General features: G+C 41.0%; 14 protein-coding genes, 3 tRNA genes and 1 pseudogene. 2 read left to right on the top strand and 16 right to left on the bottom strand.

Going from position 1 to position 15,705, the window contains the following annotated elements; all coding sequences use genetic code 11:
- Positions 1 to 38: 38 nt before the first annotated feature.
- Positions 39 to 698: an Npun_F0813 family protein gene (locus WKK05_RS28110; protein WP_341526314.1), complete on the bottom strand. Its 660-nt coding sequence runs from the start codon at positions 696 to 698 to the stop codon at positions 39 to 41.
- Between the two features lie 356 nt (positions 699 to 1,054).
- Between WKK05_RS28110 and WKK05_RS28105 the strand changes: the two genes are divergently transcribed.
- Positions 1,055 to 1,127: transfer RNA gene (locus WKK05_RS28105), tRNA-Arg, on the top strand.
- 322 nt (positions 1,128 to 1,449) lie between these two features.
- On the opposite strand, the gene WKK05_RS28100 is transcribed toward WKK05_RS28105, so the two are convergent.
- The 13 genes from WKK05_RS28100 to WKK05_RS28040 form a co-directional block, all read right to left on the bottom strand.
- Positions 1,450 to 1,521 (bottom strand) — tRNA-Thr (locus WKK05_RS28100).
- A gap of 59 nt (positions 1,522 to 1,580) precedes the next feature.
- A tRNA-Tyr gene (locus tag WKK05_RS28095) sits at positions 1,581 to 1,663 on the bottom strand.
- 89 nt (positions 1,664 to 1,752) lie between these two features.
- Positions 1,753 to 3,570: an ABC transporter ATP-binding protein gene (locus WKK05_RS28090; RefSeq protein WP_341526313.1), complete on the bottom strand. Its 1,818-nt coding sequence runs from the start codon at positions 3,568 to 3,570 to the stop codon at positions 1,753 to 1,755.
- Positions 3,571 to 3,679: 109 nt separating this feature from the next.
- Positions 3,680 to 4,465, bottom strand: coding sequence for a DUF6816 family protein (locus tag WKK05_RS28085; RefSeq protein ID WP_341526312.1), 786 nt, complete (start codon positions 4,463 to 4,465; stop codon positions 3,680 to 3,682).
- Positions 4,466 to 4,680: 215 nt separating this feature from the next.
- The gene (locus WKK05_RS28080) at positions 4,681 to 5,085 is read right to left on the bottom strand and encodes a ChuX/HutX family heme-like substrate-binding protein (RefSeq protein WP_341526311.1); all 405 of its coding nucleotides are present in this window, start codon (positions 5,083 to 5,085) and stop codon (positions 4,681 to 4,683) included.
- Between the two features lie 201 nt (positions 5,086 to 5,286).
- Positions 5,287 to 6,240 carry a PhoH family protein gene (locus WKK05_RS28075; RefSeq protein WP_341526310.1) on the bottom strand — a complete coding sequence of 318 codons (954 nt, stop codon included), beginning with the start codon at positions 6,238 to 6,240 and terminating at the stop codon, positions 5,287 to 5,289.
- 272 nt (positions 6,241 to 6,512) lie between these two features.
- Positions 6,513 to 6,689, bottom strand: coding sequence for a 30S ribosomal protein S21 (gene rpsU / locus WKK05_RS28070; RefSeq protein ID WP_341526309.1), 177 nt, complete (start codon positions 6,687 to 6,689; stop codon positions 6,513 to 6,515).
- A gap of 339 nt (positions 6,690 to 7,028) precedes the next feature.
- Entirely contained in the window at positions 7,029 to 7,460 is a 432-nt protein-coding gene (locus tag WKK05_RS28065; RefSeq protein WP_341526308.1) for a KH domain-containing protein, read from the bottom strand.
- Entirely contained in the window at positions 7,423 to 7,683 is a 261-nt protein-coding gene (gene rpsP / locus WKK05_RS28060; RefSeq protein ID WP_341526307.1) for a 30S ribosomal protein S16, read from the bottom strand. Before rpsP ends, WKK05_RS28065 begins: the two co-directional genes overlap by 38 nt.
- 142 nt (positions 7,684 to 7,825) lie before the next feature.
- Entirely contained in the window at positions 7,826 to 9,283 is a 1,458-nt protein-coding gene (ffh, locus tag WKK05_RS28055; protein WP_341526306.1) for a signal recognition particle protein, read from the bottom strand.
- A 283-nt stretch (positions 9,284 to 9,566) separates the two neighbouring features.
- Positions 9,567 to 10,136: an acyltransferase gene (locus WKK05_RS28050; protein WP_341526305.1), complete on the bottom strand. Its 570-nt coding sequence runs from the start codon at positions 10,134 to 10,136 to the stop codon at positions 9,567 to 9,569.
- A 67-nt stretch (positions 10,137 to 10,203) separates the two neighbouring features.
- Positions 10,204 to 11,940 carry an acyltransferase family protein gene (locus tag WKK05_RS28045; RefSeq protein ID WP_341526304.1) on the bottom strand — a complete coding sequence of 579 codons (1,737 nt, stop codon included), beginning with the start codon at positions 11,938 to 11,940 and terminating at the stop codon, positions 10,204 to 10,206.
- Positions 11,941 to 12,775: 835 nt separating this feature from the next.
- Positions 12,776 to 12,904, bottom strand: a complete 129-nt coding sequence (locus WKK05_RS28040; protein WP_341526303.1) for a hypothetical protein — start codon at positions 12,902 to 12,904, stop codon at positions 12,776 to 12,778.
- Between the two features lie 285 nt (positions 12,905 to 13,189).
- Here WKK05_RS28040 and WKK05_RS28035 point away from each other — a divergent pair.
- A pseudogene (locus WKK05_RS28035) lies at positions 13,190 to 13,366 on the top strand (Uma2 family endonuclease); the annotation flags it as partial.
- Positions 13,367 to 13,623: 257 nt separating this feature from the next.
- Here WKK05_RS28035 and WKK05_RS28030 read toward each other — a convergent pair.
- Together WKK05_RS28030 and WKK05_RS28025 are read right to left on the bottom strand one after the other, a co-directional pair.
- A complete protein-coding gene (locus WKK05_RS28030; RefSeq protein ID WP_015136553.1) occupies positions 13,624 to 13,974 on the bottom strand; it encodes a DUF1257 domain-containing protein in 351 nt (116 codons plus the stop codon).
- 142 nt (positions 13,975 to 14,116) lie between these two features.
- Positions 14,117 to 15,628, bottom strand: a complete 1,512-nt coding sequence (locus tag WKK05_RS28025) for an AAA family ATPase (protein WP_341526302.1) — start codon at positions 15,626 to 15,628, stop codon at positions 14,117 to 14,119.
- Between the last annotated feature and the right edge of the window lie 77 nt (positions 15,629 to 15,705).

The following is a 15,705-nucleotide window of genomic DNA, read 5'->3' as shown; positions in this document are numbered from 1 at the left end:
CAAGTACCAATAGCATGACTTTTAAAGAAAATTCCATGCTACTGCCACAGTTTACTCAGTGCCGATTGATTTAGCCAACTAATAAACAGCGATCGCTCAGCCTCTGGCATATCTTCTAGCCGATAAATCGCTTGATGGGCAAAATTAGCGTTGCCAAAATATGCCTTTCCTAGTCGATGCAGTTCTTGCAAGAGGCTAACTATATGATTTTCTTGCCAAGCTGGCAGTTTCGCTGTTTCTAAAGGATTTGTAGACACTAAGTATTTAACTGTGTCTGAGGAAGATGCTTGAGGAAGTTGCTTTTGGCGTAATACTTCCGCAATATCTTTCTCAAATAATGCTGCTTGCCGAGTACCCAAAAGCTCTTCGATATCGATATATACGGCTTGTAGTAGCAGAATACTAGCTTGGATCAAAATCTCCGTCCTACCATGACCACCTGTATCATTATCTATCTGCTCTAAACGGATTTTACCCCAAACGCTAAAGCGCTCTGGTTCTTCGAGCAAGACACAGGCTTTACCCCGGTTATCAGTTAATTCTCTCCACAAGCTTCTAGCTTCTTCCTCTTGACTAGCTTTGAAGACGCTAATCAAGCGAAAGGTTTGCCCTTGATAATGGAGGATCGGCACTTGCTGATCCCGTTTTGGGTGCTGAATGCTTGATATTTCAACATCCTGCCGTTTGAGAATAAACATGGCACTAGCAACTAACTCCTCACAGGGGCATTCTTAATATTGGATAAATAATCGCATTTGGCAGCATCGCCAAGAGTAGAATCACTTAGCATTTTGTTGTAGAAGCATGGCGATTGCCAGTTGTTTGCTGAGAGCAAGTCGCCCAGAGGGCGTTAGCGTTAACGGGTCAATAGCCCCTTGACAAAACAATATATCCAACCAGTACCCCATCTGCCTCGTTTTTAGTGTACATTTACTAACTAGCGACTAGGATCTTAGCCTTGCTAGTGGCAAATCTGCAATTTTTGATTGCTTCTTGGTAAGGGTGAGCGATATAATTATGCAGGTGACTCCTTTTGGAGCCTAAGTTTTAACTTGGGCGCGTAGCTCAGTGGATAGAGCAATTGCCTTCTAAGCAATCGGTCGCAGGTTCGAACCCTGCCGCGCTCGTTTTAATTAAATAGCAATCTTAAGCGTTGTAGCGTGAGATGTGACTTAGGTGATATTTCTGCTAAGAAGGCGATCAGAACTTTAATAATACTTTTGTACTAAGTTATTGATGAATTTATTGTTTAGTATCTAGAAGAGAACAGTTTTATTAAGTATTTCGCAGTACACGCACAAAATCCTAGAAACTTATTATTAATAGCATAATTTCTAGATTTCGATGCATTATAGAAAGCGGCAACGTTCCGTAGAACCCTAGATTTTAAAGCAACCCTCAAGCTACTTAGTTATCAACGTTTATTCTTTTTATTTAGTTATATAAAAAAGCCCGTGACGAGGATTGAACTCGTGACCTCACCCTTACCAAGGGTGTGCTCTACCACTGAGCCACACGGGCGAATTGTTTTTGAATTCTAGATTTTGAATTTAGATAAAATCCAAAATCTAAAATTAAGGTGGGCCGGGCTGGATTTGAACCAGCGTAGGCGTAAACCAACGGATTTACAGTCCGTCTCCATTAACCACTCGGACACCGACCCGCTTGTCCTACGATTTACAATCTTAGCACCAGATTTTGGTAATCGCAAGTAGTTTCTAAAAATGGCGGTGAAGCCCCACCGCCATCTTACTAACTCAGGAGTTCTCCTGTTTCTTGCAAAGAGTGCAAGCGGCGGTAAATGCCCTCGCGACGCAAAAGTTCGTCATGGCTACCAACTTCCACAATCCTTCCTTGATCGAGAACCACAATTTTATCTGCTTCCCTCACTGTACTTAGACGGTGAGCAATGACGATGGTGGTGCGAGTTCCCTGAATTGATTTCATTGCCAGCTGGATAGAACGTTCAGACTCGTAATCTAGGCTAGAGGTGGCTTCGTCAAAAATCAGTACATCTGGTTCCACTAGCAGCGCCCTAGCAATTCCCAATCGCTGTCTTTGTCCTCCAGACAACCTAACACCACGTTCCCCGACAACGGTGTAATAACCTTGGGGTAGGTGCTGGACTACTTCATCGACTTTGGCAATTCTACAGGCTTCTTGAACCTGCTCAAAACTGGCATTCGGCTTGCCATAGGTAAGGTTATCCAATACAGTACCGTTAAAAACGTCTACTTCTTGGTGAACGATCGCTAATCTCCGTCTATACTGACCCACATTTAAAGTGCGAATATCTTGACCATCAATTAGAATTTGACCTTCTTGAGGTTCAAAATATCGCAACAGCAACTTCACTAGCGTAGACTTACCAGAACCGGAACGCCCAACTAATGCCACTGTTTGATATGGCTCAATTAACAAATTAATATCTTGTAAAACTTGTCGGTCAGCATCATATCCAAAATTAATGTGTGACAACTCAATTTTTCCAGTAAATTGATAGGGCGATTCTGCTTGGTTATCTTCTAAAAGATCAACTGAATCAAGTCCAGTTGGCTCTTGAAGAAATTCGTGAAACCGCAGCATAGAAGAATAGCGACGGGTAAAAACCTCTGCTACGGTGCTGATAGGTTCTAGTTCGGCAAATGCCATGCTGGAAAGAGTTAAGGTCATAACAAAGTGACCGAGAGAAATTCTACCAGCTACTGTTGCTGCTAAAGTCAAAGCTAGAATTGTAAATACGCAAAACTGGATTACGCTTTTTTGCCAAGTAACAAGTTTTACATAATCTTTGTGGATACGATAATCAAGCACGTTTAGTTCACGATCTAAACGTTGGTTTTGCCGCTTCAGTTCTTTAGCTTCAGTGGCAAATGCTTTGACTGTTTTGATATTGGTGATCAGCTCAGATGTACGGCTTTCGGTGTTTTCTGCGTATTTATCCAAGCGGCTTTCGTGCCACATTATCCGCTGTAAATCTTTTAAGCTAAAAGTGAGGATAACTACGAAGGAAATTAGATATAAAATCGCAATTCGCCACTCAATCAACAAGATGAACACAAAAATTCCTAATACACGCAACAGTTTAGGAATCAGCTGTCCGGCGATTTCGGGATATGTCCAACTGTGATTAGTAAGACCTCTAGCTACTCTTCCAGCAATACGTCCGGGGTTATTTTCATCATAAAATTCTAATGGCAGGGTAAGAATTTTAGCAATGGCTGTTTGAGATTTATCCCGACGCGCCCTGATAGCTATATCCCAGTGAAACCAGTTGGTTAACCAAGGCTGTGTAGGCGCTCTGACTACGGTGACAACAAAAATTAAACCCAGTAACACACTTAAAGATAAAGACTTATTTACTGGGTAATTGGTGTAGTCTGAGAAGATTGCGATCGCTCTTTGAAGTGGTTTATCCAAAGGTTGATCAGACAAAACATTTAAAATCTGTCCAATCGCATAAGGAACAACCAAATCAATAATTTCGTAAATGCTGGCTGCGGTAATACTGAAAATACTCAGCTTCCAGTCGCTGCGAAAGTAATTGAGAATATCTGTAAATTTTGCCATGATGCACACTGTCCAAGAGCGCGATCGTTAGCTTGGAATTTATATACTACATTTATAATACAAGATAGTCAAGAGTTAGATAACTAAATCACTCTTTTGGAGTACCTAGCTATTTTATAGAGAAAAATTCTAGCCGATAGCGGTAAAGAGCAACTGGTTGAGATCCAGCTTTAAAATAATCTGGATCTTGAGGTGAGAGATAGACAGCAGTAACTTGATCTGCTTCAATTGATGGAATAGATGTAAGAAGTTTATGGTAGGCGGTAGTAGATTCTACAGAGTTTAAATAGGGGACTGAACCACCTTTAAATAGTTGTTGAAACGCTTCTGTAGTAATGAATTTGTCATCAGAAGTAGTTTCCGTAGCACGTGCAGTAACAATGGAAACTAGTTGGCGTTCTCCTCGCAAGAATGTAATCTGGCGATTAGGCGAATCTGGATCGGTTTTGACTGATAAAACAGCTTCATCCCCTAAATAAGCTCTTGCTAAATTCAAGCTATTGTATGCTCTATCTGCTACTAAAATTAGTGATTTTTTATCTATCCCAGAAAATACTTTTAAACCAAGATTAAGATTAGGCGATCGCTGCTTAACAAACCTTACTAAAAAACTTATAGGCTGATTGAGTTGTCGGCGATTACCTTCAAACCCAGGTGTCACAATATCTGGTGCTAAAGGCGCAGCTAAATCTACCAAAGTACTTTTAACTTGCCAATCACCAGCCATCCACTCAGGATAAACTAAATCTCCTGAAGCTGGCTGTACGGAAGTTAATTTATCCCACTGAGGAAAATTGGCTAACCGTTCAGATAACTCTCCGGCTTTAGCATCACTGCCCCCCAACACGAATAAAAGAACTAAGCAAAAATTGCAAATCACCTTTATTGCAAGCATTAAATTTAGTTAGTTTGCTGAATTACAAACTATTTATATCGTGAATTATTCGATCATCTCAAATCTTTTCAAGCTCACAAATGGTAATCTAGTAAAAGCCCTTCAGATTAGTGCAGGTTTGCTTAGTAGGCTTTTCTGATGCGTGACATCATTTTATCTAAAAAATTGTAAAATTGTAAGAGACTTTAGGTTTTCCCAATTACCAATTATTAATATTAAATCTCTGCTGGTAAAGGTTGCCAAACTTCACCATATTTTTCCCGTAAAGCTTGCCAAGCTTCTACTTGTCCTGGTTCATATTCTCCTGGTTTACCCCATTGCAAAAATAGGCTTAAAGCAGACTCATGCTTCTCATCTATAAACCGAATAGCATAGGTCGTAAAATTACCTCTTTTTGCTTCACCCGTTTCAAATTTTACTTGAATAATTTTGTCCATATTCAAGTGAAACTCAAAACCTTCAGTGTGCATATTGGCATACTTCCCTTTGGGTAACTCTGCATAAAATAGCTTTTCTACTTTACCTCGTGCTTCTAAAACAGCGGCGCTGCTAGTAACAATTAGACGCAGAGTTCCTAAAGTATCACAAGCTTCTAAAAATTTTTTCAAAGTAGCACTCATAAATTTTTGTCCTTAGTCTTTAGGTGATTTATGATGAAAAAAATACTTATGTTGATGAGTTTCGACTTCGCTCAACTCTCGACCACTCAGTTGGCTGAGCGACTTGTGCCGAGCGGAGCCTAGGTAAGTCGAAACCAACAGCTATGGTAAATTTATTACTAGAATTCACCTTAACAGTTGTTTTCTGTTGATCTCCAATGCCTATTTTTCGTGTTGTTCATAAGCAGCAACAATACGCTGAACTAAGGGATGACGCACAACATCTTTTTGGGTAAATTCACAAAAAGCAATGCCTTCAACGCTTTTTAAAACTTGTAAAGCAACTCCTAAGCCTGATTGTTGATTAAGTGGCAAATCAGTTTGTGTCGTGTCACCCGTAATCACCATTCGGGAACGGAAACCCAAACGGGTCAAAACCATTTTCATCTGAGCAGGTGTAGTATTTTGGGCTTCATCCACAATTACAAAAGCATTATTCAGGGTGCGTCCTCGCATATAGGCAAGTGGCGCAACTTCAATTACACCTCGTTCTATTAAATTGGGGACTTTTTCTGGATCAATGAATTCATTAATAGCATCATAAAGTGGACGAAGATAAGGATTAACTTTCTGCTGCAAGTCTCCAGGTAAAAAACCCAGTTTTTCGCCTGCTTCGACGGCAGGACGAGTTAAAATTATCCTTTCAAATTGGTTAGCTAAAAGTGCTTGCACAGCGACAACAACAGCAAGATATGTCTTACCTGTTCCAGCAGGGCCAATACCAAAGGTGAGGTCACGTTTTCGGATCGCCTCAATGTACTGTCGCTGGCGAAAGGTTTTAGCGCGGACTTCTTCACCTCTACGAGTTTTGGAGAGGATATCTCGCTGTAACTCATGCAGTTCGTCTTGCCGATCGCTATCCAAAGCTTGACGGGCTGTAAAAATATCAGCACTGGAAATTGTATTGCCTTTAATCCAGATGTCTTCAAGCGATCGCACTAATCGAGAAGCTAGCTCAATTTGCTTTTCTGTGCCAGAAATGAGTAGTTCTTGTCCGCGTAGTACCAAGCTAGCTCCAGTTTGCCGGGATAGAATTTTGAGATTTTCTTCTGCATCTCCCGCTAGAGCGATCGCACTGGGAATATTCGGCAGCTGAATTGTTAAGGCATCTGCCATAGTATTTCTTAATTCTTTAGGAGCATTTTTTGACAAAGGTAAATATTTTCCTCTAATGGCGCAACAGCGCAGTTCTTTACCTGATTTTTGTACTAATTTTTACTATTATAAAATATAGTTTCTTTAGCGCACAATAAAAACTAGAGACGCTATTAATTGCGCCTTTATCTTTTCTAGTTATTGGTGTAGGTTTGATTCAAAAAAATGTTTTCAAACCTTTAATTAAAAAATTAACACCAGTTAACTAACCTTACCAAAGACATTGCTCTGATTTAGTAGCGAATACCTTTGCGTAGGGCTTTTGCTTTACGCTTACGGCGTAAACTAGGTTTTTCGTATCTTTCCCGGCGTCTGATTTCTGATAAAATCCCGGCTTTTTGAATTTTCTTTTTAAAACGTCTGATTGCTGAATCTATCGACTCATTTTCACCCAAACGAACTTCGGCCACTCCCTAGTCTCACCTCCTTAGAGGGATTATCTAAAGTTGCATACAATTTTAGCCGACTGTAAGTACAAAGGCTTTTACTTTCTCCTGATGAGAAATACCCACCTGTTCAATCCTCAAGAGAATTGGAAGAATTTTATATTTACCTACCAAATTTAGCAGTTTTTCAGCCTTATCCACAATTTAATAGGTCAAAGCGAAGTTAATACTACACAAGTCTATGTTAAATTTTGATGATCACATACTTAAAAAAAGTACAAGAGTGTTCTTCCTGCTAGCAATTGAAAGTGAAAATTCTGAGCGGAGGTATCCACACCCGCTCAGAGTTTCTCTAGTTTTGGTCTAGCGGATACGTGGTTTAACAATAGGCATAGGCCCGTTACCAGTCCGTTCTCTTGTTTTTGGTGATGGCGATCGCTCTTCTTGATCTTCATCAAAAGAGCCACCCTCCCGACCAGGAGCGGTGTTGCCGTAGATGTCGAGGTAGACTGATTGTCCAGCCAACTCCGCCGCTGCGGCAATTACTGTACGAATCGCTTGAATATTGCGTCCACCTCGACCAAACACTTTTCCTTTATCTGTGCTGTCAAAAGCTATACGAACCCAAGCCCGTTTGAGGGTATGAGAAATTTCACAATCGACGCTTAAAGTCTCTGGAGATTCTAAAAACGGCTGCACTAGAAAGTGTACTAGCCCAGCGTAGTTAGGGCTAGCTGTTGGGGATTTAGTTCCGACGTTAGGATGGGGCTGTGGCACTGACCTGTTCAAAAACATTAGCTTTTACTAGGAGGCGACGGACGGTATCAGTCGGTTGAGCGCCTTGTTGGAGTCGCTTGACGATGCCGGGAACATCTAGTCGCACTTCATCGGTTCTGGGGTTGTAGAATCCCAGTTCTTCTAGGGGACGACCATCGCGGCGAGCGAGGCTATTAATGGCGATAATGCGGTAACTCGCTTCCCGCTTTTTACCGTATCGCTTTAAGCGCAGTTTGATCATAGTTGAAGATTGATTCTCCTAATTGTTGAAATGCTAATTTTAACACTTGCCTAGTATTTACGGCTAGGAGGCAGGGGATTGGGTACTGGGGATTGGGTACTGGGAGGACAAGAAAAACAATAATAACTTTTAACTCACCACTCTAAAGATTCCCGAAGCCTTTTTTCTTTTTCTCCTTCTTTTTCTTTTTTGCGCCTGCGTCGGTATTGTATCCCCGCCAGCCAGGGGCAGGGGGACGATTGCCTCCTCCGGCAAAAGCGTTGCCCATGCCACCGCCAAACATTCCTGGCATTCCTGGGAAGTTACCTTGACCCATTTGCTGCATGAGCGATCGCATTTTTTGGAAATCAGCCACGAGTTTACTTACATCTGTTTCTCTATAGCCAGAGCCAGACGCAATCCGTCGCCGCCGACTAGGAGAACTTGCTAATAAATCGGGGTCGTGGCGTTCCTGGCGAGTCATGGAATTAATCATCGCCTCACAGCGCTTCAGCTGGGTTTCTCCCTGCTTGAGCTGATCATCTGAAAGCTTGTTCATCCCTGGAATCATCTTGATGATGCCTCCTAGAGATCCCATGTTCTTCAGCATACGTAGCTGCTTGAGAAAGTCAGTAAAATCAAACTTCGCTGACAGGATTTTCTCCTGCATTTTCTCAGCATCTGCTATGTCAAATTCTTCTTGGGCTTTTTCGACTAAGCTCAGAACATCGCCCATTCCCAGAATCCGCGACGCCATCCGCTCTGGATAAAACGGTTGCAACGCCTCGACTTTCTCACCCACGCCCACAAATTTAATTGGCGCTCCTGAAATCTGCCGCACCGACAGCGCCGCACCACCACGGCTATCACCATCTAGCTTGGTGAGAATCGCCCCAGTAATGCCAATTTGGTCATGGAAGGTACGGGTAAGATTGGCTGCCTCTTGTCCAGTCATCGAGTCCACCACTAACAAAGTTTCGTGGGGTTGGACAGTTTGTTTGATGCGGGCTAATTCCGCCATCATGTCTTCGTCAATTTGTAAGCGACCCGCCGTATCAATAATTACCGTATTGACACCTTCTGCTCTGCCGCGTTCAACACCTTGGCGGGCAATTTCTACTGGGTCAGCATCGCTTCCCAGTTCAAAGACTGGCACATCAATTTGCTTACCTAGAGTCAGCAACTGATCGATAGCTGCTGGACGATACACGTCTGTGGCCACCAATAAACAGCTGCGATCTAATTTACGGAGATGTAAGGCTAGTTTAGCAGTAGCTGTGGTTTTACCCGTACCCTGCAACCCTGCCATTAGCACAATAGTGGGTTGCTCTTTGGCTTCTGCTAAGGGAACATTCTCTTCCCCCATCACCTGCACCAGTTCATCGTAGACAATTTTGATAAACTGTTGGTCGGGTCGCACCCCGGAGACTACCTCGGCTCCCTGTGCTTTGGTTTCGACTTCGCTAATAAAATCTTTAACTACCTGGAGATTGACATCTGCTTCCAACAAAGCGCGGCGTACTTCCCGCAAAGCATCTTGAATGTTGGATTGAGAAATTTTGTCCTGTCCTCGTAGTTTCTTCCAGGCGGCTTCTAAACGGTCAGATAGAGCATCAAACATAGTGTAGTTACAAGTAATTCGCCAGTGATAAAGCCTGAATCATTACTTAGTCAGATTCAGAATTTTCGGTAGAGTTTTAACGTGCTATCTACCAGCTTAGTAGTTTTCAACGCGAGTGTAGCAACCAAATACCTACCTTTATCTTGGTGGCAAACCGTCCTTTGTTAGAACTGACGTTTAGAATTGCTTGTTTAATTTAGTTTGATGCCTGCTTGGTAGTGGTAGATTTTGGATAACTAGCTAGTTGTTACCATAAATTATCAAATACAATTACTGAAACTTTCTATTTTTCAGCAGTCAAGTTTTTTAGATATCTTGCAGGATTACGGATATATACACAATTTGCTGGTACGTCCTTTGTAACGATCGCACCAGCACCAATTACAGAATTATCACCAATTCGGATACCTGGAAGAATTACTGCGCCAGTACCTATCCAAACATTTTTCCCAATCTCTATAGGTTTCAAAATAGTAGGAGCATCAAACCTATTTGCACAATTGATTGGATGGGTAATTGTTGTTATGGAACAGTGAGATGCAATTAGGGTTCCATCACCTATTCGGACTCCGCCATTTGCAACTATATGCGTGAATTCGCCGATACAGACGCGGTTTCCCAGTTCCAGACCAGCTTCATGAACAATGCAACTAAGTGGGCTGATAGATCCAACTTCTCCACAAGATTTAAAAGATTTAATTCTTTTTCTAATTAACAAAGCATGATGTACTTTAGATAAAAAATTAAAAATTAACCAATATAATTCCTCCAATATATTAAATATCTTTAACTGGGAAGCCCATTTAGCTAGCATTATAGGCTGAAGCCGATTTACTGTTCCGTTGTGATTCATAGGCTATTTGTTAAAGGGAATATTTGAAATTCATCACATTACTGAAAAAATTTCCCAGGGCGATCGCTTACTTGAAATTGAAATGTCCTGTATCTGCTATTACTGATTTGATGAGATTAGCAGCGAGTTCCAGTTGTTGCACATCGCGTTCAGTAAAATGGTGAAATTGTAACTTGCCGATATGCAAGACGCCAGTCATGCTTTGTTTGATCGGCAATGGGATACCAAGGAGCGATCGCAAACCCTTGTCGCGCAGGATGGGACTTACAACCTCTAGCATCGATAGATTATCCACTATCATTGGTTGCATACTCGCAGCAATGTGACCAGCAAAGCCTTGTCCGACGGGGATGTGAATTTGTTGTACAATCTCTTCTTCAAGCCCAATAGTGGCATACACTGTCAGATTCTGCTGGTCTATAACAGGTAGTAGCAGGGTTACTGTATCTACAGATAAGTAATCTCGCAACCACTCAAGTAGTTTACTGAGGGAAGTACTACACTCGTTTTCTATGCGTATTGGTTTTTCACCTCTAAATACTAAATCTTGGGATTTATAAGACTTTGCTAAACTAATGCCTTCTCGCTTCTTGGATTTTAGATTAGACGAGAACTGAGACATGAAGGGTCGCTCAAAAACTCTGTGGAATAAGTAACCAAACACTAATGATAATGGCACTGCAATTAGTAACCATTTAGCAGCTACTACTGAAGGCGATAACTTTTGGCTGATGAGGAATTGATGCACAAGCCATACAATGGGAGCGTGTGTAATATAAAGGCTGTAAGAGAATATTCCTAGCGCAACTAGCGATCGTGATTCCAATAACCGTAGAATCGGCGGAAGTGCCTTAGCCTTAATTGAAAAGTTGGTGCAGTAAATTAACAGGCAAGCTGTTGCTAAGGCAATACCATAATGGACTATCCATTCTGGTAATTCTTTAAGCAACGAAAATCGTAACCACTCAATCAAAAAAGCAACACCAGCAAAAACAGCAGCTAGCACACCCCAAGATAGGGAATTTTTCAGTTGCTTGAAAGATGTTTTCTGAGAAAAACTGATCTCTGCACTCGCCATTCCCAAAGCAAAAAGACCTAAAAACCACGGACAAATATTAGAGGCGACATCTTCACCCAGTAAATAGGTCAATGTAAGTCCTAGTGAGAAGGCGATTATTACAGTAATAAATATACCGAAACGCCGCCATATTGGGATTAAGAAAACAGCAAAGATAAAGTAAATTTGCCACTCTACAGCAACAGTCCACGTTGGGCCATTAATCTCATTCAGATGTAAGCCGAAATTTTGAATGAGTATAAAATAAGCAAGCACATCGCGAAAATAAAAGACGGGAGAGAATAAGCCATTTAAAGCATTTACTCTTTCATCATTCCATTGGAAAATAGCAGTTCGATCTAGCCATAAAATTAATCCACCTACCAATACGCAAAATATCATAGCGGCATAGTATGGTGGCAAAATACGACGAATTCGTCGTTTAAAGAAACCTAATAAACCTCCTGACAAATACCCTTTGTTGGAGCGAACTACCGGTAACATAAGACAGTAACCGGAAAGAACAATAAAAACGACAACTGCAAAAATTCCATATCTGAGGAATTTTGCCAAAGGTAGCCATAGAAGCGCAGGTTGTAAAGCCTCAGCCACATTAACATCCCAACAGTGAACTAGCACTACATAAAGAGATGCTAAACCACGTATGCCGTCTAAGTAAGCCAAGTGGAGTCGCTGGTTACTTAGGGTTTCATGGCGAGTATTTGAAGATTCTTTAACTTGATTCATTAGTATTAAAGTTAGACATACTGAATTCAGTCAATTTTGACTGCAAGGTTGATGTAGATGCTGACGCTGTTCAGAATGTGTCTAACATTGTTGCGTAAATAATTAATCAACAATATTAGACCAAGCAATTCCTGAGAATTAGCTATAATTCTTCGAAAAGGATGTTTGAAGAGTTTAGTTGAGATAGTCTGTGAATTCAGCTAAATCAACTGCTAAAAAAATTTGATTAGTAGATGTACGGCACTACTAAATTACCTCTGCAAAAAAGAAAGAGATTGTTTTTGAGGTAATGCAATTAATAACTTAGTGCCTAACTATTTTTTCAAGGCTTTGTAAGATGTTGAGCAATCAGTTTATTTAGCAATGTGACACTAGCTTCATTCAGTCCTAATAGGTTTATGAACCGTTTCAGCCGAAATTGAACACTGTCTTATCAATAGCTGTACCCGCTGTATAATCCCAAATATGGGTCTGACTGAGATTAATCTTGAGCAGTTTGACCTCTGAGTACTTGATGTGGAGTTTTTAGTGAAGTCTAGCTAAAAGTGCTGATGAAAATTCTAATTATTACTGCTATGAAGATACCATTTAAATTGGTTATACACAGTAATAAAATTCTTAGCACAAGCTCAAAACTTTTGTTTTGATAATTGAAATAGCTACATTTTCAGTTGTTCGCTCATCAATATAAAAGTTGCGATCGCCTAAAGGACAGGGGCAAAGCAAATCGCAGTAAATTACATCTATTGATAATCGTAAGTACTAACATTCTCTTACTTTCATCAAAATGTATTTTTTTAATATGTTATGAAATTTTCTAAAAATTATAAGCACATCAGGGCGGAGTATCTCCGACTTCAGCCATTACGTTGAAGTTTAACATCGGAGCAAATAAATAAATACTTCCCCGACTACTATAACGGCTTCGTTGTTGCCAGTTTTTAGAGTCTGTTACTGTAATCATGATGTGCAAAGATAATTTACATATTAATCAGGGTGCGCGTGTAGTGATAAAGGTAATTCAATACAACCTAGCTTATATCTAAATAGTAAAAACTTTTTAAAGTATTGATAAACTTTTTATAAAAAATATTTGTTTTAAATCTAGAGTTAATTGTATAAATTAATATTTGTATAATTACATACTTAAAGCGATCACTTGCAATTTTTACAAGACAGAATGCAATAATATATTGATAACAGAATGCAATAATATATTGATAACAGAATGCAATAATATATTGATAACAGAATGCAATAATATATTGATAATGGAACACAACTTGGTTGGTTAATTGACAGAAAACAACGCCAAGTATTTATTTATCGTTCTAATATTGCAGTTGAGGTATTAGATAACCCCAAAACACTGAATGGTGAAGCGTTGCGACCTGGGTTTGTTTTAGATTTAAGTCAGCTTTGGTAGGGAGTAAGCTAGTTTTACAATACCCAAAAAGATTAATCTAGATACAATACCAGTGTTTACACTAAGATTTAGCTATATATTCTGAATGATAGTGAAGTAGTCGCAGAAGTTGCCTCTTACTAGCAGATATTCAAAACTGGACTGGCTTAATAAAAAAAATCGGGACTGAGAAATAAATCTCAGTCCCGAAAAAAAAGCGGGCTAACCGCTATTGACTTGGTTAACCCGTGCAGCTTTGGGAACGCGCAGAGAAATTGTTATTGCAATACCAACTTCACATTGGCGTTTTGTAGACCGCGCTGTTTTACTTCAGCCAAGGTCTTGTTAACGGCATACTTTTGGTTGATTGAGTTGATCAACTCGGTTTGGTTGTGCTTCTTAGCAACGCCCCACAGGTCAGCGATTAGGTCAAAAGAACCATCGCTGTTGCGAGACCAACCGAGGTCATATTCGCCTTCCAATACAGCAACGATGTCGGAACGGACGCGCTGGCCATTATAACCACGGACATCAGCTTCAGTCTTTACGCTGATACCGAGGTCGCGCAGGGAAGCTTTGAGGATTTCGGCATCGGTGATCTTGGTACGCAGAGTGCTAAAGTGAGACATTTGGGTTTCCTCCAATGAGAAGATTGAGAAAAACGACAACGGTTTGTTTTGGGCGAAGCCGCGCTTAATGGGAGGCGGCTTTTTTTATAACTGCTAGCATTTTTCAGCTAGCCTTTCCCCCTGGGATAGCAGAGGAAAGCTTTTAAAACTCCATTCGCTGATATTCAGCAACGGAGGATGCGGCTGGTCTTGCTCGCTGTCTGGCCCAATCTCTTAGAGCCGTTACCTGTTCTTGCATGGTACGAGACAGTGGCAGTGTTGCCTTTAATGCCGCAATAATATCTAACTGGGTGAACTCCCGATCTTGGGCAAAAGCTTCATACATTGCCGCAACGATCGCTTGCTCTATTTCTGCCCCAGAAAAGCCGTCAGACATCTTGGCTAGTTGCTCAAGGTCGAATCGAGTGATGTCTTCACGACGTTTAGTTAAGTGAATCTTGTAAATATCTTGCCGTTCTTCTGGAGTCGGCAGATCAACAAAGAAAATTTCATCAAAGCGACCTTTCCTCAAAAATTCTCCAGGCAAACGTTCCACTCGGTTGGCAGTTGCCATTACAAACACTGGAGATTTCTTATCTTGCATCCATGTGAGGAAAGAACCGAAGATTCTACTTGAAGTTCCACCATCAGAATCGGATGAACCTGCACTACCAGCAAAAGATTTATCCAACTCATCAATAAACAAAATCGCTGGCGAAATAGATTCTGCTGTTTTTAAAGCGTTACGCAGATTTGCCTCGCTTCGTCCCACCATTGAGCCGTCGTAGACTCGCCCCATATCTAACCGCAACAGTGGTAAACCCCACAACCGAGAAGTAGTTTTGGCAATCAGCGACTTTCCACAACCAGGAACTCCTAGAATCAGCATCCCCTTTGGCTGGGGTAAACCATACTCTCTTGCTCTTTCTGTAAAAGCATTAGAGCGTTGTTTGAGCCATTTCTTTAGTTCCTCTAAACCACCTACAGCATCAATGGTTGCATCTTCTTCGATGTATTCCAGTATACCATTGCGGCGAATAAGTTGCTTTTTCTCAGATAATACTATATCTACTTCATCTTCCGTCAAACGCCCTGTAGTTACCTGCGCCTTACGGTATACTTTCTCAGCTTCATCTTTAGTTAAGCCCAAAGCTGCCCTGAGAAGCTTTTCTCGCGCCTCTGTTGTCAGACGTCGCCCACGATTTTGTTCTAGATGGTAAGTCAAAACTTTGTTCAACTCAGCCATATCTGGCAATTTAAAGTCAAGTACAACAACTTCCTTTTCCAACTCAATAGGCACTTGTTGCATTGGCGACATCAAAATGATGTTCTTTTGCATACCCTTGAAGCTGGCGATCGCATCACGCAACGATCTCGTTGTTGCAGGCGCATCAATAAATGGATGTAAATCTTTAAGAATAAATATACTAGGTTCTCTCTGCCGGATTATCCACTCTATCGCCGCCTCTGGAGAAACGGTGTTGTGTTGAGTGACATTCCGGGGTTGACCATACTCCACAATGCCGTGAGTTACTGTCCAAACATATACTCGGCGTTGGGGTTTTAACACTTGGGCGATTGTGGAAATTGCCTGCTCAGCCCGCTCTTCCTCGGAGGTCACAAGGTAGATTAGAGGGTATTGAGCTTGAATTAAAATATTGAGCTCTTCTTTCATACAATCGACCTACTTGAGACCTTTATAGAGACAGTACAGACGTTGCTTTTGGTGAAGATAACTGAAGTTATGAATTA

It is taken from the genome of Nostoc sp. UHCC 0302, assembly GCF_038096175.1.
GTDB lineage: Bacteria > Cyanobacteriota > Cyanobacteriia > Cyanobacteriales > Nostocaceae > UHCC-0302.
This window is presented reverse-complemented; position numbering and strand designations above follow the sequence as displayed.